This is a genomic window from Niallia sp. FSL R7-0648 (assembly GCF_038007005.1).
Lineage (GTDB): Bacteria > Bacillota > Bacilli > Bacillales > Cytobacillaceae > Niallia > Niallia circulans.
On sequence record NZ_JBBOWE010000001.1, the window covers coordinates 1,616,552 to 1,636,119 of the forward strand.

Here is a 19,568-nt window from a genome sequence, read left to right on the forward strand (position 1 = left end):
TTGATATAATGATTTAAAGGTAATGAGTTATAATATTTCTACATATCCTTCTGTTCCATTCACCCTGATTCTTTGTCCGTCTTTTATTAGTTTCGTGGCATTTTCTACCCCAACCACAGCTGGTAATCCGTACTCCCGTGCAATAACGGCTCCATGCGTCATAAGTCCACCCACTTCGGTGATTAGACCCTTTATTGATACAAACAATGGTGTCCAGCTAGGGTCCGTAAAGGTTGTGACTAGTATATCTCCATCTTCTAAATCTGCGTCCTCCAAGTTTAAGATAACGCGAGCGCGGCCCTCCATAATTCCTGAAGAAACTGGCAGACCTGGAATTGCTTCTTCTGGGAGATTTTCACGTTTATACTTACCTTCAATGATTTCGCCATCAGATGTGATCACACGCGGGGGAGTCAGCTTTTCATATATGTTGTAATCTTCCTTTCTCTTGCTGATAATTTGATAATCCAGCTTATTTGTGCGTACTATTTTATGGAGTTCTTCGAAAGTGAGATAGAATATATCTTCTTTTTCATGCATAACTCCCGCTTGCACGAGCTGGGTAGCTTCATTCAATATGGCCTGCTTGTAAACGAAGTAACGGCTGATCATCCCAAATTTCGGATATTCACGATAACCGATGAAATTTCGGATTAGGTCAATCATCTGTTTTGTTTCGTTTGCCTTTTGTTCACCATCCGGTAAATATTTCAAGCGCTCCAATAACTCTTTTTCTTTTTGCAAAGCTTCATGAAGTCCTTGTTCAAATATCCGCTTACTAGCGTGGGGTTCAAAGTTTTTGATGTTACCAAGAATCATGGGAACAAGTGTAAGTGGTTTTTCACTCCAGCGTATTCTCGTAATATCAATTTCACCAGCACATCGCATTCCGTATTTGGTAAGAAAGGCAATTATGGCATTGCTTGCTTCCTGCCCACCATGTAACTTGACCATTTCATTCAAAAAGTTATCATCTTTTACACTTTGCAAATAATCAATTACTTTTGGAAAAGGTCGAATCGCATCTGCGACATCCAAGAGAGCTAAACCCATTTCTGAAGTAATATTATTCGATACAGATTGGGAAATGGTGTCCGCTGCGTTTTTTTCACCCAGCCACTCGTTCATCTTTTCATTGAGCCATGTTGCTGCATTCATGGCAGCCATAAATACAGCTGTACTTTGCGGGTCAAATAATATCCTCTTTAATTCCTGAATATCTTCTAGAATAAAATCAAATAACTCTGATCCGGATTTAGTTTTAATGTTTTGTTTTAACTCTTCAATGGATATTTGGCTGCGCTTTATGAAATCAGAAACGATGGATGGGTTATTATTTTCTAATTGAGCCTGTATAGCTGTATTGCCTTTTACATGATTGGGAGCTTGATCATCATCAGGTAATAACTTGATAAAATTTTCCCGCTCCAAGATGGTCATGAGTGCATCTTTTAGAAGTGGATCGTGTTGTCCCATGCCATTTAATAACATGTTTCTGCTAGCAGGTAAAGCAAGCTGCTGTGTGACATCAACAAACAACCTTCCACCTGCTTTACGCATAGGTGCGTTAGTCGTTAACAGAAAAAAAGACAATCCCAGCGGTTTAATTGCGTCGGTCATCATTTGCTGATGACCGACAGAGATATAGACATGGTTTTCTTGATCATTCGCCTCGGGGATTGGGAAAAGCGTTGTAATAGGACGACTCTGAACTATATAAAATTTATCATCAACTAAACACCACTCAATATCTTGAGGACAGCCAAAATAATCTTCAATCTTTCTTCCGATGCGTGCCAGATGCAAGATTTGCATATCAGTCAGTGATTGTGTCTTTTGCTGCTCAGGATTAATCGCTTGCGTCTTTGTTCCGCCATCTTTAACAGCAGTTACAGCCAACTTTTTGGCAGCGATCTTTTTATGGGCAATTTCATTTTCTTGAATCTTATAATTATCGGCTGATACCAAGCCAGAGACTAGCGCTTCTCCAAGTCCAAAACTGGCATCAATCGATAGTATTTTTCGGTTGGAGGTAAGGGGATCAGCTGTAAATAAAATCCCAGAAGCCTGTGGAAAAACCATCCTTTGAATAATCACAGATAAATAAACTTGCTGGTGGGCGAATCCATTTTGCATTCGGTAGATTACAGCGCGATCTGTAAATAGAGAAGCCCAACATTTCTTGATATGCTCCAAGATGGCTTCTTTGCCAATGATATTTAAATAAGTGTCTTGCTGGCCGGCAAAAGACGCATGCGGCAAATCCTCAGCAGTTGCACTAGAACGTACTGCATATGCATGTTTTTCACCAAAACGGGCGAGATACGTGACAACTTCACTAACAACATCGGAGGGAATATCCGTTTCCATGATGATTTGTCGAATCTCCCTAGAAATCTGACTTATTTGCTTTTGATTTTCTACTTTTAAGCATGTAAGCTTTTCTATTAATGCTTTAAACATTTCGTTTTGTTCGATGCTTTTTTGATAGCCTACTGTTGTCACACAAAATCCATCGGGTACTTGTATTCCTGGAATTTTTGATAATTCCCCTAAATGGACTCCTTTCCCACCAACAAGCATACGTTCTGTTTTTCCAACTTTCTTTAGATCGAGTACCAAAGAACTCATCCGCATCGCTCCTAACCATTAATGTTCTATTGATTTTAGCAGTAATAAAGGAGAATAAATAGTCTGTAATAACCATTTTTTGTATGGTATAATTAATATAGAGGATACTATGAAAATAAAATCTAGCCTTACAATAAAATTCATGCCATTTCTTATTTAACTTTTTTTGCTTTATGTTCTAATAGTTAATAGGAGATATTAAGCCTTTATCATACACACTGTGCGATACTTAATAATGAAGTATCGTATTTTAATTGAACAATAGGTGTATGAAAAAAACGCTATCTCATGATATATAATGGACAAGTAATAAGGAGGAGATTCATAATGCTAAGCAATAAATTTTGTAGAATCGGTATTTTGGCGGGGATGGGTCCACGTTCGACCGCTCCATTTATTGAGTCGGTTTTAGATGAATGCGAGCGACAATATGGTGCAAAAAATGACATAGATTTTCCCCATATGATTATTTATTCATTACCTACACCCTTTCATCCAAAAGAACCTATTATTAAAGAAGATATGGTGAAATCTTTACAAATAGGAATAAAATCTTTAACAGAAGCTAATTGCGATTTTATTGCTGTTCCTTGTAATGTAGTCCATCAATTTTATGAAGATATGACAAAGATGACCAATATACCTATTCTTAATATTATCCAAGAAACAATAAATGCTATTGGTGTCCAAAGTTCAAAAGTTGGTTTAATTGGTACCAGAAGCACAGTAGAAAATCAGCTATACCAGCCTTACCTACACAATAATAATAAAGATATTTATTGGACAGAACGTATTCAAAGCCAGGTTGATCAATTAATTTATGATGTTAAACAGAATCACGAAATGGAAGAGCTTATTCAAAAATGGAAAAACATAGAAATGGAGCTTGTAGAAAATGGTGTAACAGATGTAGTTTGTGTATGTACTGATCTATATTTTTGTGGATCTTATACTTCTTTAAATTTCTTCGATTCATCAAAAATTCTTGCTAAAAGTTTAGTAGAAAGATATTTAGCCTTTAAATAGGTGATATTCGTGTTCAACTATAGGGTGGTTTATTTAGCGGATAAATAGTTGTACGAAGGGGAATATAGATCTTTAAATTATCCAGTATAATTTTATATTCACAAATAGAGTGCATTTGTATAATACATATTAATGCTTCAAAGATTTTTAATAAAAACGTCTAAAACCTTGATATATAAGGAATTAGACGTTTTTTATTTCAGTTGAAGGAAAAGAAGATTCTTGGGTAACTTCTGGTTTTATTAAGTAAAACCTTACTTTTGCTAGAAAAGGACTGTGTTGTTATTTAAGTTAAATGATTTACGTTAATAATCTTTTATCCGAGTGGTGGAAGAACCTTTAATTAGAATAAAATAAATGCTTTTTAGTAAATAATATAATGGTTAAACCATTTTATTTAAGGGGGGACATCTATGCCACACCATCGAAAAGCAGAACTTCAAAATGATACATACGAAGAAAAAGAGATGATTTCAGATAATTCACAAAGTCTACCTCATCATGTGCAAAAGGAGCTGCCGCAAGAATTATCGGTAAATCCTTTATTTGCCCGTGAAGGGGAATCGGACGTTCCGCGTTTTCACATGGCTGATAAAGGCATGTTACCAGAAACAGCATATCAAATCGTCCATGATGAAATTGCTCTTGATGGCAATGCTCGCTTGAATCTTGCTACATTTGTTAGCACATGGATGGAACCAGCCGCAGAGCATTTATATACTAAATCATTCGATAAGAACATGATTGACAAGGATGAATATCCACAGACAGCTGAAATTGAAGAGCGATGTGTCCGCATTTTAGCCAACCTCTGGCATTCGCCCAACCCTCTCACGACTATGGGTGTTTCTACAACTGGTTCGTCGGAAGCATGTATGCTCGCGGGGCTTGCGTTAAAGAGACGCTGGCAGAACACACGCAAAAGCACAGGAAAGTCGGTAGATCGCCCCAATATTGTGTTTAGTTCTGCTGTTCAAGTCGTTTGGGAAAAATTCGCGAACTATTGGGAGGTTGAACCACGCTATGTGAAGGTTAGCCCTGATCATCCTCTATTGGATCCTCAAGGGGTTCTCGCTGTAGTGGATGAAAATACAATTGGTGTGGTACCAATTCTCGGTGAGACTTACAGAGGGCTTTATGAACCGGTTGCTGCTATTGCAAAAGCGTTGGACGATTTGCAGAAGAGGACAGGTATTGACATTCCGATTCATGTAGATGCGGCTTCTGGGGGATTTATAGCACCATTTCTTCAACCAGATTTAGTCTGGGATTTTCAATTACCGAGAGTGAAATCCATCAACGTATCTGGACATAAATATGGGTTAGTATACCCCGGGCTGGGCTGGATAATTTGGCGGGAAGCTGCAGATCTCCCTGAGGATCTCATCTTCCGTGTTTCCTATTTAGGCGGGAACATGCCGACTTTCGCTTTGAATTTCTCTCGTCCTGGCGCACAGGTGCTCCTTCAATATTACAATTACCTGCGTTTGGGGAAAAGTGGCTACTATGATGTTCAAAGAGCTTCTCAGAAAGTCGCTCTTTTTCTTAGCGAGGCGATTCAAAAGATGGGACCGTTCGAACTTTTGTCCGATGGTTCGGATATTCCGGTTTTCGCTTGGCGGCTTAAGGATGGTTACACATTAAATTGGAATCTTTATGATTTATCTCGACAATTACGTGTATTCGGCTGGCAAGTACCCGCCTATCCTTTACCTCCAGATATGGAAGAAGTGACGATAATGCGCATTGTGGTTCGAAATGGATTTTCTATGGATCTCGCGCATCTGTTTTTGATGAATCTCAAACAGACCGTTGCTTTTTTGGATTCTCTAGACGGACCCATGCCACATGATTCGAAGTCTAACAATGGGTTTCATCACTAAATGGATTCTATAGTCTTTAAATTGAGCTAACTCTCAGTGAAATTAATATTCTTAGATGGATCCCTCCAAGCAGAAGTTTATTGGAGGGACTTTTTTATGGAGATTACGTCAATAAAGGAGAATATGCTTTATACAGCTTATAAAACATAAACGTAGATGATTTGCTTTAAAAGAAATGTTTCTACCTAGCTCTGGCAGTATAACTTAATAACAAAATAGTTTATGATAGTAGTAAATACAATGAAATATATGATAATAAGAAAAATAATAAAAGAAAGGAGTCTTACAAAGTGCTCGAAAATAGAAAAGTTATTATAACAGGTGCAGCCTCCGGTATTGGAAAGGAGAGCGTCAGAAGATGTTTACATGAAGGTGCTTCCGTTATTGCTTGCGATATTAATAAACAGTCCTTACATAGTTTAAAACAGTCAATGGGTGACTGTTATGATCTACATACATATCATTTGGATATAAGTAACTACGAAGAGGTTCATAAATTTTTTGTATATATTGATGAAGACCATGCTGATATAGATGGTTTGGTTAATAATGCGGGAATTTATTTGGCTAAAAATATCTTGGATTATCAAGTAAATGAAATTGATAAAGTTCTAGATGTAAACATAAAGGGATTTATTTATTTTTCGCAAATGTTTGGTAGAAAATTGATGCAAAGTAAGTCAAATGGAGTAATCGTAAATATGTCTTCCGTGTCAGGCGTTGAAGGCAGTTCAGATGCAATTTACGGGCTCTCAAAAGCTGCCATAATTGGTTTAACTAAAAGCTGTGCCATCAATTTCTCACCGTATATTCGAGTTAATGCTGTTGCGCCCACGATGGTGGATACATCTATGATGGATACAATACCCGATTGGAGAAAAGAGGAGTATCAAAGCCACCAGCTTATTGATAAGCCTGTCTTACCGGAAGATGTGGCTGATACGGTTGTTTTTTTATTATCAGATAAAGCTAAACATTATACTGGTGCCACATTTGATATTAATAACGGAGGATATTTAAGATAGTACATTTTTTATAAGCTTTGTGCAGGCTTCCTTTTATTTTAGGAAGCCTGATTAATTAATTAATTGGAATGAGAAACAAATGCTTTTCGCTACTATTATATATAGTGGATTAAAGAAGTAATGTAGCAATAGGCCAATAGAGAACCTAAATAAATTTGTGATATAGTTAAGAATAAATAACATTTGATTTATGTAATTGGAAGATTTGATTTTATTTAGGAGGAGATTCATTGAAGAATAAAAATTGGATATTATACGAGAATTTTGATGGTAAGAGTTTAACGGAAAATCTTGTGTGGCGTTGTGAACCAAAGAAATGGTTTGTAGACACGAAATCTTCTCAACTAGTTTTAGAAACAGATCAAGAAACCGACTATTGGCAAAAAACTCACTACGGTTTTGAGGTTGATAATGGCCATTTTCTCTTTACCAAAACGAACAAGAATTTCAGAATGACAACAAGAGTTAAAGCTATTCCCAAATCTAAATATGACCAAGCTGGACTGATGATTCGATTTTCCGAAGAGACATGGGTGAAAACGTCTCTAGAGTACATACCAGATGGGTTAAGCAAGCTGGGTGCAGTTGTCACCAATAGAGGTTATTCCGATTGGTCTACTCAATATGTAGACTGTAAAGAAGTGCAAATATATTACCGTATATCCAAAATTGGGCAAAATTGTTATATGGATTTTTCGTGGGACGGAGAGGTATGGAATCAAATTAGAATTGCCCACTTAGATGTGGCAGATAGTTCAACTGTTTTAGCAGGAGTCTATGCTTGCAGTCCTCAAGGAAGAGAACAAGAAGTTCGTTTTGATTTTATAACAATCGAAGAGCTAAATAATGACCCGGCAACTGCATATTTGTAAGTCAACGATATTTACTATAAATTGCAAGTATTTAATTTAGATTAGATAAAAGAATTACTATGGCGCATTGATCCAATAAGGGATAATGCTTCTTTTTTGTTCTTATACTAACGGGGGGGGAGTATAGCCCAAGAAGGATGATTTAAAGCAATCTAGAGTAGTAAAACGGAGTTAATTGTAGTATAGAAAGGAGAAAACCTACTTGTAAATAGATAAAACCATTGCGGATTTACGTCAACAAGTGGATACTTAGCTTAAAGAGCTAAATGTCGTTTAAATGCTGTTCATATGGATGAACAGACTTACTTCCTTTTAAATAATAAGCATACAGCTAACGAAAATTTTATAGATTAAAGTACTTTAATCATTTGACGAGTCATGTTATAGTAAATACTACAAATGTAAAAGTTTGGGCGTGATGAATGTAATTTTAGAAAATCTAAATATAGAAAATAAGCTATTTATAGAATTTTACAATCATTAAATGGTTAACGAATTATTTTAAATAATTTTTTTTGGTTGAAAAACTACAAATGTAGTATTTTGAGAAAAGAGAATCTATATCCAATATGGAAGAATAAATGTCAAAATACGTATATTTATTGTTATGAAAGGGAGGGTGCCGTTGAAGAAAAAAAAAGAGAGGACAAAGCCATTTGTTTTCTCCTTCCGAATAAACATATTATTTTTAATTGTTTTTTTGCTGTTCTCGCTTCTTATTTTAAGGCTTGGGATTGTGCAAATAGTAAATGGAGAGGACTATAAGCGGGAAGTTGACAGAAAGGAGAATGTAACTGTAAAAATTGCTATGCCGCGTGGGGAAATATTAGATCGAAATGGAAAGTTAATCGTAGGGAATAAGCCGTCTAACGCAATAACGTTCACAAGAGCACAAAATAGTAAAACTGAAGAAATGTTGAAAATTGCAGAAAAGCTAGCGATATTTATTAAAAAGGATTCTAAAGAGGATTTAAAAGCAATAACAGAAAGAGATAAAAAAGATTACTGGATTATAAAACACTCAAATGAAGCAGAAGCGAAAATTACTGTAGCTGACAAGAAAAAGCTTAAAGATGATAAAAATTACGATGCAAAAATTTATCAGCTAACCCTAGACCGTATAACAAGTAAAGAAGTAAACTCATTTACTAAGCAAGAACTAGAAGTATTAGCTATTTATCGTGAAATGAGTAGCGGATATCCGTTGACACCACAGATCATCAAAAAAGAGGCTACAACTAAAGAAGTTGCAATGATTAGTGAAAATCTAGATTCCCTGCCTGGGGTTGATACAACGATAGATTGGGATCGCTATAATCTTTATAAAGATACAGAAGGGAATGAAACTTTAGCCTCGGTCATTGGTAAAGTATCCTCTTCTAAAGAAGGCTTGCCTAAAGATTCTATTGATTATTATTTAGCAAGAGGCTATAGCAGAAATGATCGAGTAGGAAAAAGTTATATTGAAAATCAATATGAGGATGTATTGCAAGGCCAAAAAGAAAAAATCAAAAACATAATCGATAAAAACGGAAATATATTAGAGTCGGAAGTTGTGCAAGAAGGAAAACGAGGTGATGATTTAATCCTTTCAATTGATATCGATTTACAGCGTGAGATAGAAAAGATAATTGAAGAAAAAATAGGTAAAGCTAGAATTGGTGAGCCTTATCTCGATCGAACATTTGTTACTGTTATGAATCCGTATTCCGGTGAAGTTCTTTCCATGGCGGGAAAACAATTTGAGCAAAATAAAAAAACAGGTAAAACGGAAGTAAATGATTTTGCATTAGGAAATATAACGACCTCATATGAAATGGGATCAGTTGTGAAAGGAGCTACCGTATTAACGGGCTATCAAACAGGTGCAATTGTTCCAGGTGAGGTACTTAATGATCGACCTTTAAAGTTTTTAGGAACGAATGCAAAAAAATCTTGGAATAAGACAGGATTCGGTCCAATTAATGATCTTTATGCATTGAAACGATCTTCTAATGGATATATGTTTTTAACGGCCATGAAATTAGGTGGACAGCAAACCTATATTCCCAATGGACTATTAAGTATTGATAAAGTGTTCGCGATTGAAACATTCAGATACAATTTCTCTCAATTTGGGCTAGGAGTGAGAACAGGAATTGATTTACCTGGTGAACAAATTGGTTATGGTGGAGGTCAAATCCCTTCTGAATCTGGAAAAGTATTAGACTATGCGATTGGGCAATATGATACATATACGCCATTACAAATTGTCCAATATATTTCCACTATTGCAAATGGGGGTTATCGAATCCAGCCGCATATTGCCAAGGAAGTACGTGAACCTAACCAAGCAAATGAATTGGGACCTATTATTCAGGAATTTGAACCAAAGGTGTACAATAAAATTGACATGAAGGAAGAGTGGATTAAACGTGTCCAGCTTGGCTTTAAGCAAGTAGTGAATGAGCCACTTGGAACCGGATATGGAATAAAGAACAAAGAATATAAGATTGCTGGGAAAACAGGGACTGCACAGGCGTTATATAATGGCCCATTACCACATAGCCCAGGTCTAATGCTCTGGAATATTACATTTGGAGGGTATGCACCTTATGATCACCCAGAAATTGCTGTTTCTGTCACTGTCCCTTGGTTACGAACAGACCAATCACACGTTAATTTAGAAATAGCGAATGATGTGTTTAAAGCGTACTTTGAACTAAAGGAAAAGAGGCAAGATTCTGAATAATCATTGTGTTTAATTCGCCTTAATTACTACAAATGTAGTAATTAAGTGAAAGGAAATGAGGGGAAGAGAGTTGACTAGCAGAGTAGAAAGAAAAAAGAGAAGAATCAAACCCTATATCATAATGATATTTGTCACTTTAGCTGGGATTATTGGCTTAAGTCTTTATATGATCATGAATAATAGTAATAGTAGCCAAGGACAAAAAGCTGCAGATGCCTTTATTCAAATATTAGTGAACAAAGAGTATGAAAAATTAGGAGAAGTTCTCGAAAAAGACTCATACGATTCATTAGGATATACGTTGGAGGAAGTGATCGACAAATATGATCATATATTTAATGGAATTAATATTCATGGGATTCACGCGTCCAATATTGAATTAAAAAAACTCAATCACAATGTGCAAGAGTTATCCTATCAATTAAGCATAATAACTCCTTTAGGTAGATTAGATAAAATTAATTATCAAGCAAGGATTATCAAATCAGGAGATCAGTATTTGATAAAATGGGACCCTTCATTAATTTTTCCTAATACGGAGGGAAAAGATAAGGTAGCTTTTCATCAATGGAGAGCAGAACGTGGAGAAATTATAGATCGTCTTGGCAATGGCATCGCAGTGAATGAAAACTTTAAGGAGGCAGGGATTGTTCCGAAAGACTTACTCAAGGGAAATGAAAAAACGAAGCAACTGCAAAACATTAGCAAACAATTAAATATATCTATAGAAGAGATTCAACAAAAACTGAAACAAGGATGGGTAAAGGATGACCTATTTGTTCCTCTTAAAATTATCGAAGCCAATAAAGCGGAAGTCATATCTGGGATTTCCTATCAAAATACTAACCTCCGATATTACCCTTTAAAAGAAGCTGCGGCACATTTAATTGGATATATCGGAGAAGTAACAAGGGAAGATTTAGATAAAAATTCTGATTTGAAAGAAGGAGACATGATAGGCAAAGCCGGATTAGAAAGAGCTCTTGATAAAGAGTTGCGTGGAAAAGATGGTGGAGAAATTCTGATTGTCGATGAAAATGGAAAAAACAAGCAAGCAATTCAAAAAACCGAAAAAATAGATGGAAGAGATATTAAACTAACCATTGATGCTTATATTCAAATGGAGGCATACAATCATTTGAAAGAAAATCCAGGTTCTACTGTAGTCATGAATCCGAAAGAAGGTGGTCTTTATGCTGTAGTTAGCTCTCCTTCATACGATCCGAACAAAATGGTTCGTGGCATATCACAGAAAGAATATAATAAATATGCTATGGATGAAAACAAGCCATTTCTTTCAAGGTTTGCTTCAGCTTATGCTCCAGGCTCCACTTTTAAAACGATTACAGCTAGTATCGGGCTTGATGCGGGTGTGACATATCCAGAAAAGCGAAGAATAATAAATGGGTTAAGTTGGCAAAAGGATAAATCCTGGGGAGGGTATTCCGTTACACGTGTTTCTAATGTGCAACATGTCGATATGAGAAAGGCACTTGTTTATTCCGATAATATTTATTTTGCTCAAGAAACGTTAGAAATGGGAGAAAAAACGTTTCGAAATGGGCTGGATAAATTTATCTTTGGCGAGGAATTGGATTTACCAATCGCAATGAAGCCAGCGCAAATTTCAAATCACAAGTCATTTAATTCAGATATCCTTCTTGCTGATACAGGATATGGACAAGGAGAATTATTACTTTCACCTATTCAACAAGCTGCCATGTATTCTATTTTTCAAAACGAAGGAAAAATCGTTTATCCGAGATTGCTAGAGGATAAAAGCGGGCCGAAAACTAAATCAGCTATTACCCCTTCAACAGCAAATGAAATGAGAACCTTTTTAGAAGCTGTTGTGAGCAACCCAAATGGAACGGCCCATCTTCTCTATAATCAACAGTATCAGTTAGCAGCCAAAACGGGTACCGCTGAATTAAAAATGCACCAAGGAGAGAAGGGGGATGAAAATAGCTTTTTATTAGCTTTTGATACAGGGAATGATCAGTTTCTTTTACTTTCATTAGTGGAACACTATTCAAAAGGCGGTTCGGCTACTCAATTAAATAAATCATTCATCGATGAGTTGTATAAATATTTTAATTCCTTGTGATGCTTTAATAATTTGGCCCAACCTGCTATAATAAATACTACAAATGTAAAAGCAGGAGGGTCATGATGAAAGATATTCCGCAAATTTCTGAAGGTGAATATGAAGTGATGAAGGTAGTCTGGAACTATGAGCCGATTTCCACTCCTGAAATTGTGGAGAAAGTATTAAAAAATAGCGATTGGAAACCGAATACAATTCATACAATGCTTGTACGTCTAGTGAAGAAAAAAGTATTACAAACAAGAAAAGATGGCAGAGCATTTATTTATACATCACTTGTTAAAGAGAACGAATATGTGGAACAGAAAAGTAAATCTTTCCTGAAACAATTTTTTGGTGGTACATTAAACTCAATGGTATTAAATTTTATTGAAAATGAGCAGCTATCAAAGGAAGATATTTCAGAACTCAAGAGTATTTTAGCTGAGAGGGATAAGAAAGAAGGGAAAAAATAATGGTTGTAACCCGGTTATTATTAAGTACACTTGTTGTATCCCTCCTTATTTTAATAATCCTGTTAATCAAAAAAGTATTTTACAACCATTTATCTCAGCAAACACATTATAAAATTTGGTATTTTCTTTTCGCTCCAATAATTACTTACGTGATTCCATGGGATTTTTTACAGTTTCGAGAAATATTTCAATATATGCAAAACTTCCTATTCATTGAGAAAGATATAACTAAGGGCAATGAAAGGTTCAGTGGTTTGGGCATTTCACAGACATCCAATTATGATTTATTGAATGATTTCTCTATTTCTGTGAACAAAACAAATACAGAATTTTTTCAACAGTTCTTTTTGGTAATTTGGATCACTGGAATCATGTTTTTCATTGGGAGTGCTATTTATGCAAATTATCAAATTAGGCAAATTAAAAAGTCATCTACGAGTATTAAAGATCAAAAAATAAATGAAATGTTAGAAGAGTGCAAGGAGGTTGTCGGGGTAAAAAGAAAAATAATTTTACTGGAGACCGCACTTATTACCTCTCCTATTACATTAGGATTGTGGAAGCCATATGTATTTTTACCCCAAAAAACCAAAGAAGAATTCTCGTTAAGTAAAATAAAATATGTCTTTTTACATGAACTATGCCATCAAAAAAGTAAAGATAGTTTCGTTAATTACCTAATGTGGTTGCTTCAAATTATTTATTGGTTTAATCCATTAGTATGGTTGGCTTTAAAAAAAATGCGAATCGACCGTGAGTTGGCATGTGATGCTTCTGTTCTAAATCTTTTGGATGAAAGTAGATACACCGAATATGGCTATACAATCATTCAGTTTGCGGATAAACAGTTTAACCGACCATATAAACAGTTTTCCACTGGAATGGGAGGAACGAAGGAACAACTCAAACGACGAATTCAGAGTATAGCTAACTATAGAGTGGATTCTCCATTACTAAAATGGAAGAGTAAAGTTATTTATACTATATTGGCAATTGTTGTGTTACTCTTTACTTCGCTTTCTTCTGTACTCGCTAGTTCAGACGATGTGTATCATTTTAATGAGAAAAATGTTATCTATGAAGATCTTAGTTCTTATTTTAATGGGGATATGGGTAGTTTTGTTCTATATGATGCTATCAAAAAACAATATCAAATATATAATCGTGAAATGAGTGAACAGAGGGTTTCCCCCAATAGCACCTATAAAATTTATTCTGCATTATTCGCTTTAGAAACGAATGTAATTTCCACTACAAGCAACGAGCAGTTGTGGGATGGAACGGCATATCCTTTTGAAAAATGGAATACCAATCAGAATTTGTCAACTGCTATGGAGAGTTCTGTTAACTGGTATTTCCAACACCTTGATCGTGAAGTTGGGAAGAAAAAGCTGCAAAGTTATTTTCACAAACTAAACTACGGGAATGAAAATTTGTCAGGTAATATAGATCGCTATTGGATGGAATCCTCTTTGAAAATTTCTCCAATTGAGCAAGTTCAATTATTATCTGCATTAGAAGAAAATAAATTGGGCTTTAAAGAGGAAAATATTCGTTCAGTAAATAATGCTATTTTCATAGATGAACAAAAGCAGGCACAGCTATATGGAAAAACAGGAACTGGTACAATTAATGGGAAAGAAATAAATGGTTGGTTTGTTGGCTTTGTGAAAAAAGATGGCTATAGTTATTATTTTTCGATAAATATTCAAAATAAAACTGGAAAAGCCAATGGAAAAAAGGCGGCTAATATCGCAAAGCGAATATTACATGACAAAAATATTTTCTAAATAAACCTAGTATGATACATGAAATTTTAAAGATGACTAGATTAGGAGAATTTAATACTAGTTGATAAAAAAATTATTTTAAATGATATGGTTTAAATTAAACACCTTCACTTTATTGGAAGAGTCTGTCACTAAGGGATACGTATGTTCTTAGTGACAGGCTTTTTTCTGATTTATGTTTGGTTTGGAACTTTAATCGATTTTATCATCTGTCGTATTGATCCGAGATGGTAGGCGGAGTGAGCGAGCGCCCCTAACAAACCATGCGATGTTTGTTTATCTAAGGAGCCAAGAGAATCAATCTTTTTTATTAGTTTTGTGTATTCTTGTTGAAGTTCGTCAGTAAATTGAGCCCATGTGATTTTATCAACGGTTGTGATTTTCCATGATGCTCCCCAGTCCTTACTGGGTACTTCCCCATTTAAGTAAGAGTTCGCAACCCATAAGTAATAGCGGGTATGATCTGTTTGTGCGGCGATTGTCGTACCGTTGACAGGTATTGAAGCATCTTCTGCCGATATCTTTTCAAGTGTTCCGAATAAACCACTACCAGGTTTCGCTTCTGTGTACCAGCTTGCGTTTTCTTCAGGTCCAGCATATGTTTCCTTCAACAATGTTCTAACAGCCACCAACATCGGATTGTCCATCTCAGTACCTCCTAAATTCAGTGTTTAACCATCAAAAATACTTTTGATGGTTAAATTATAGCTAGGTTGATTCTAACTGTCAATTTGTATTATGATAGTTATAGTAAAGGAGCTTTAAATATGTCGGAAATGAACTCTTATATGATGGTCGGAGAACGTTTGTGTATGGATTTTATCAATACTGTCAGTTGGCGGGAAAGTGATGAGAAAAGGCGCGATTGGTTTACGAGTTACGCTAAAATAGTCGACTGGTGCATCCATGCTGACGTCTTGACCAAACAAAAAGCAAAAGTACTTCTTTTAAAGGCCGAGGAGAAACCGTCTGAAGCGGGAGAAGTTCTAAAGCGGATTATCGAAATGCGGGAGGTCATGTATCAAATCTTCAAGTCCGTTTCAAAGGGGACATCGCCACATCCGCTAGACCTTGAATGTTTCAATGGTTTTGTAAGTAACTTCTACCAAACTTTGCGTGTAATCCATGAAAAGGATCATTACACGTTGAAGTTCATGGATAACGAGGAAAACTTGGACACTATGCTGCCTCCAATTTTGCAATCTGCTGTTGATTTACTTGTTTCTAAAAACGATTTAGAACGAGTCAAAAAATGTGAGGGCGACTCTTGTGGATGGTTATTTTTTGATACGAGTCGGAATAGGAGCCGTCGCTGGTGTTCAATGGCTGATTGCGGCAATCGAGCTAAAGCCCGCCGATTTTATCAAAAAGAAAAGTGATTAGATTCTCTCTGTGTAGAAATAGTAATTGGACAGGCAGGAAATAACAGTGGGTTTTCAATAATTATAGACTTGTTTAATAAATAAATCGTAGCTTATAAGCTATATCATCAATTTTGGTGATTGCCCCTTGGTGAAGTCTTAGCAAAATGAGGAAACCATAAAGGCATAATCATCCATTCTGATCAATGCAGCGTCTACGCTTCTTATACATATCAAAAAATATGATTAAAGAAAAAATTTAGTCAGTAGTATGTCACGCCGAGGAAACTATTGAGAAAACACAGTCATTGAGCCTTTTCATTCGAATGTAAAATTAGAGAGGGTTCAAAAGAAGTAACAGAACATGTAGAACAGTTTATGAGGATCATAGCGAGTAAACATATGCTGCCTGTTACCAATAGAGATTGGCAACAGGCAGCATATGTTGGTATTTTATTACTGCCCCATTTTGCTAGGTCAGTCTAATCTAAAAATATAATTTTTTAACTTTTGCATTCCTAATAACCTCTGTTATAAAGTTGCCCGATAACTTAGAACAGAACTTTCATTAATTGCCCGAAAGGAAGCCTAAAAAGTGTACGATATTTAATCTACATCTTTTATGCTTATTTTATTGATGTGAAGTAAAACTAGCATATTCATAACATTCTCTCGCCATTAACAATACTATAGTAGCCAACTTTAGCTAATTAAAAATCAATCGACTCATTATCCAATTGCTGCTGAATGGTCTTTACTTGTTGAAGTGTTTGCTCCTTCGTTAAATTATCTCTTTCCATTCCTATCATAATGTAAATGGACTTAGTAGTTATAAGAGTATTATAGTTATAGGCAAAAAAAGAAACTAAATAAATACGTGATAGATCTAGTTAAGAACAAATAAAATTTGGTTTATGTAATTGTAAGGTTTGATTTAATAGGAGGGGAATCATTGAAGTATAAAAATTGGGTATTTTACGAAAATTTTGATGGTAAGAGTTTAAATGAAAATATTGAGTGGTGTTTTGAACCAAAGAAAGGATTTATAAACATAAACTCTTCTTAAATTGTTTATGCTTCTTTTTTGTTTTTTGTTCTGCTACTAACAGGGATAGTTAGTTACCCAGAGAATATAATAAATACAATCATAATTTAAGTATTAGAGGGGGAATTTTAAATGAATCCTATTTTATTAGATATTCCGTTACAAATCGAAACAGATAGACTGATTCTTCGAGCACCGCTTCAAGCTGGTGACGGCGATGTCGTATGCCAAGCTATAAAGGATTCATTTCATGAGTTAAAGCAATGGTTAAGCTTATTTCAAACAATGCCTACTGTTGAAGAAATAGAAATTATCTTGAGAAATGCCCATATTGATTTTTTGAAAAGAGAAAGCTTTCGTTATCTTATCTTTCATAAGGCAACTAACGAATTTATTGGAACTGCTAGCCTTCACGGAATTAATTGGAAGATTGCTAAATGTGAAATTGGATACTGGATTAATACAAAATATACTGGCAAAGGATATATGACAGAAGCAGTAAGAGCGTTAGTTAACCATGGTTTTCAACAACTCAATTTTAGCAGGATTGGAATAAGATGTGAATCAACAAATGTTAAAAGTCGTTCGATTCCAGAAAAACTAGGTTTTGAATTAGAAGGAATTTTAAGAAATGAGGATTTATCCGCAGATGGCAGCAAGCTAACTGACATTTGTATTTATTCAATAATAAAGGAATAATCCCACTTAAATTAATACGGGTGCTTTCGTTTTAATAAAAAAGTAGGTAAAAACAGCTGAATATGGTTCAGCTGTTTTTACCTACTTAATTTTAGTTAATAACCGGAGTCTTCTGAGGTAAGGTTATCGATCATTTTATAATCATATTTTTGTAATGGCTTTTCAGCTGGTCCTTCAAGCACTTCTCCTGTATACGAGAACCTAGAACCATGGCACGGGCAATCCCAAGATCGTTCACCATCATTCCATGCAACTTCACACCCCATGTGAGTACAAGTTGTATCGACAATATGAAGCGTACCTTCCTTATCTCTATAAGCTCCTTTTCTTTGTCCATTAATGTCAATAACAGCTCCCTCATCAGGGGATAGGTTATGGATATCGTTTTGAGGTATTTCTAATTTCCCTTTAATTAGGTGACTAACAACGTTCGCATTTTGCGTTAAGAAATTTTTTAGACTTGGATTCAAATTGAAACGGGAAGGAGAATACAATTCCTGGTACTTGCTCTTTTTACCGAGTATGGTATCTCGGAATAAAAGCGCAGCTGCAGTTCCATTTGTCATTCCCCATTTCCGGTATCCAGTAGCGATTAATATATTTTTTTGGCCGGAAGTAATTTCGCCAATGTATGGAATTTTATCCAGAGTAGTTAGATCTTGTGCTGACCAGCGGTAGATAATATTTTCAATTCCGAATACTTGTTGACCGAACGCTTCTAAGGCTTCGTAATGCTTCAGTGTTTCTCCGCCTTGTCCTGTTTTATGACTTTCCCCAGAAATGAGAATCATTTCTTCCCCATTAATTGTTGCATACCGGAGAGACCTTTTCGGCTCATCTGCACTAATATACATACCACCTGGATAGGCTGTTTTTACTTTTGCAGCAATAATATAGGAACGGTCTGCATGCATTCTTGTAGAATAAAGTCCAGCCCCCTCATAAAAGGGAAAATGAGAACAGGAAAGAACATATTTCGCTGTAATTCGTGCTCCCCCACGGGTAAGAACTGTGGGGTGTTCGCCAGTCTCGATATTTACAGCTGTTGTATTTTCAAAGATGTATCCTCCTTTTTCGGTGATTATTTTGGTAAGATGAGCTAAGTACTTAAGTGGATGGAATTGAGCTTGATTTTTCATAACAAGTGCATTATATATTTCTAAATCGAAAGGAAGTTTGTTTACGAGTTTTCCTTCAATATGAAGCTCCTCATAGGCTTTTGCTTCTTTTTCTAGTTTCCGTGCATATTCTTTTGTTGTGGTATATACATAGGCATCTTGATGAGTGAAATCACAATCAATTTGATGCTTATTGACCGTTTCTTGAATAAATTTTAAAGCATCGGTGTTCGCCTCGTAATATAATCTTGCCGTGTCTTTCCCGGCATAGCGAATTAGTTCCTCATAAATTAAATCGTGCTGGGCAGTGATTTTAGCTGTGGTATGTCCCGTTGTCCCATTCAGTAATTTGTCTGCTTCGATAATAGCAACTTTCAGACCTTCATTCACCAACAGATAGGCGGAAGTAATGCCTGTAATGCCACCACCTACAATAGCTACATCAACTTGCATGTTATCCTCAAGGCATGGGTACTCTGGTAAATGAATAGTGTTTGTCCAATAAGATTCGGTGTTAGGTGGTAATTTTTCATTGTAATTAGCGTTGTCGGCCACTTTAACTCCTCCATATAATAGTTTATACCATTATTATTTCCATTTGCTAGAAGGATAAACTTAGTTTGGAAAACTGTATCGTTTATAAAGGGGAATAAAAGTGAATTTATGACCTATTTTCATACGTATTTAGGCTGTACCCATATAAGTCCTAATATATAAACATGAGTAAAGAGAAGTATAAAAAAATATTAACAGATTTTCAAGGAAGGGGAAACATTACCTAAGGGAACAAGTAACTTATATACCATTTAAGACTTAATAGAAAAA

The 19,568-nt window shown here is 35.5% G+C and carries 14 protein-coding genes; 10 read left to right on the top strand and 4 right to left on the bottom strand.

Translation table 11 applies throughout. The features are described from left to right. Positions 1-27: 27 nt before the first annotated feature. Positions 28-2,631, bottom strand: a complete 2,604-nt coding sequence (gene ppsA / locus NSQ89_RS07590; RefSeq protein ID WP_341132421.1) for a phosphoenolpyruvate synthase — start codon at positions 2,629-2,631, stop codon at positions 28-30. A gap of 327 nt (positions 2,632-2,958) precedes the next feature. Between ppsA and NSQ89_RS07595 the strand changes: the two genes are divergently transcribed. From NSQ89_RS07595 to NSQ89_RS07630, 8 genes are all read left to right on the top strand, one after another. Further along, positions 2,959-3,657, top strand: a complete 699-nt coding sequence (locus NSQ89_RS07595) for an aspartate/glutamate racemase family protein (RefSeq protein WP_341132422.1) — start codon at positions 2,959-2,961, stop codon at positions 3,655-3,657. 413 nt (positions 3,658-4,070) lie between these two features. Beyond that, a complete protein-coding gene (locus NSQ89_RS07600; protein WP_341132423.1) occupies positions 4,071-5,540 on the top strand; it encodes a glutamate decarboxylase in 1,470 nt (489 codons plus the stop codon). Positions 5,541-5,830: 290 nt separating this feature from the next. Continuing rightward, positions 5,831-6,565 carry an SDR family NAD(P)-dependent oxidoreductase gene (locus NSQ89_RS07605; RefSeq protein ID WP_341132424.1) on the top strand — a complete coding sequence of 245 codons (735 nt, stop codon included), beginning with the start codon at positions 5,831-5,833 and terminating at the stop codon, positions 6,563-6,565. Positions 6,566-6,795: 230 nt separating this feature from the next. After that, positions 6,796-7,437 carry a DUF1349 domain-containing protein gene (locus NSQ89_RS07610; protein WP_053215549.1) on the top strand — a complete coding sequence of 214 codons (642 nt, stop codon included), beginning with the start codon at positions 6,796-6,798 and terminating at the stop codon, positions 7,435-7,437. A gap of 625 nt (positions 7,438-8,062) precedes the next feature. Further along, a complete protein-coding gene (locus NSQ89_RS07615; RefSeq protein WP_438825712.1) occupies positions 8,063-10,168 on the top strand; it encodes a peptidoglycan D,D-transpeptidase FtsI family protein in 2,106 nt (701 codons plus the stop codon). Positions 10,169-10,238: 70 nt separating this feature from the next. Next, positions 10,239-12,275: a penicillin-binding protein PBP4(5) gene (pbp4, locus tag NSQ89_RS07620; RefSeq protein ID WP_341132425.1), complete on the top strand. Its 2,037-nt coding sequence runs from the start codon at positions 10,239-10,241 to the stop codon at positions 12,273-12,275. Positions 12,276-12,340: 65 nt separating this feature from the next. Continuing rightward, entirely contained in the window at positions 12,341-12,730 is a 390-nt protein-coding gene (locus NSQ89_RS07625; RefSeq protein WP_341133151.1) for a BlaI/MecI/CopY family transcriptional regulator, read from the top strand. Beyond that, positions 12,730-14,520, top strand: a complete 1,791-nt coding sequence (locus tag NSQ89_RS07630) for a BlaR1 family beta-lactam sensor/signal transducer (protein ID WP_047940132.1) — start codon at positions 12,730-12,732, stop codon at positions 14,518-14,520. Before NSQ89_RS07625 ends, NSQ89_RS07630 begins: the two co-directional genes overlap by 1 nt. 173 nt (positions 14,521-14,693) lie before the next feature. On the opposite strand, the gene NSQ89_RS07635 is transcribed toward NSQ89_RS07630, so the two are convergent. Continuing rightward, complete coding sequence (locus NSQ89_RS07635; protein WP_047940133.1) at positions 14,694-15,167, bottom strand: hypothetical protein; 474 nt, start codon at positions 15,165-15,167, stop codon at positions 14,694-14,696. Between the two features lie 120 nt (positions 15,168-15,287). On the opposite strand from NSQ89_RS07635, the gene NSQ89_RS07640 reads away from it, so the two are divergent. Next, positions 15,288-15,899, top strand: coding sequence for a CGNR zinc finger domain-containing protein (locus NSQ89_RS07640; protein WP_047940134.1), 612 nt, complete (start codon positions 15,288-15,290; stop codon positions 15,897-15,899). 692 nt (positions 15,900-16,591) lie between these two features. On the opposite strand, the gene NSQ89_RS25330 is transcribed toward NSQ89_RS07640, so the two are convergent. Next, positions 16,592-16,756 carry a hypothetical protein gene (locus NSQ89_RS25330; protein ID WP_438825713.1) on the bottom strand — a complete coding sequence of 55 codons (165 nt, stop codon included), beginning with the start codon at positions 16,754-16,756 and terminating at the stop codon, positions 16,592-16,594. Positions 16,757-17,058: 302 nt separating this feature from the next. Here NSQ89_RS25330 and NSQ89_RS07645 point away from each other — a divergent pair, with 302 nt between their 5' ends. Next, complete coding sequence (locus NSQ89_RS07645) at positions 17,059-17,625, top strand: GNAT family N-acetyltransferase (RefSeq protein ID WP_341132426.1); 567 nt, start codon at positions 17,059-17,061, stop codon at positions 17,623-17,625. Between the two features lie 95 nt (positions 17,626-17,720). Here NSQ89_RS07645 and NSQ89_RS07650 read toward each other — a convergent pair whose 3' ends face one another. Next, complete coding sequence (locus tag NSQ89_RS07650; RefSeq protein WP_341132427.1) at positions 17,721-19,298, bottom strand: FAD-dependent oxidoreductase; 1,578 nt, start codon at positions 19,296-19,298, stop codon at positions 17,721-17,723. Between the last annotated feature and the right edge of the window lie 270 nt (positions 19,299-19,568).

What these genes read in the sequence shown, in the direction of transcription:
- NSQ89_RS07635 (WP_047940133.1), bottom strand. Translation starts at nt 15,167, where the DNA reads ATGGACAATCCGATGTTGGTGGCTGTTAGAACATTGTTGAAGGAAACA.
- NSQ89_RS07625 (WP_341133151.1), top strand. Translation starts at nt 12,341, where the DNA reads ATGAAAGATATTCCGCAAATTTCTGAAGGTGAATATGAAGTGATGAAG.
- NSQ89_RS07645 (WP_341132426.1), top strand. Translation starts at nt 17,059, where the DNA reads ATGAATCCTATTTTATTAGATATTCCGTTACAAATCGAAACAGATAGA.
- ppsA (WP_341132421.1), bottom strand. Translation starts at nt 2,631, where the DNA reads ATGAGTTCTTTGGTACTCGATCTAAAGAAAGTTGGAAAAACAGAACGT.
- NSQ89_RS07640 (WP_047940134.1), top strand. Translation starts at nt 15,288, where the DNA reads ATGTCGGAAATGAACTCTTATATGATGGTCGGAGAACGTTTGTGTATG.
- NSQ89_RS07600 (WP_341132423.1), top strand. Translation starts at nt 4,071, where the DNA reads ATGCCACACCATCGAAAAGCAGAACTTCAAAATGATACATACGAAGAA.
- NSQ89_RS07595 (WP_341132422.1), top strand. Translation starts at nt 2,959, where the DNA reads ATGCTAAGCAATAAATTTTGTAGAATCGGTATTTTGGCGGGGATGGGT.
- NSQ89_RS07630 (WP_047940132.1), top strand. Translation starts at nt 12,730, where the DNA reads ATGGTTGTAACCCGGTTATTATTAAGTACACTTGTTGTATCCCTCCTT.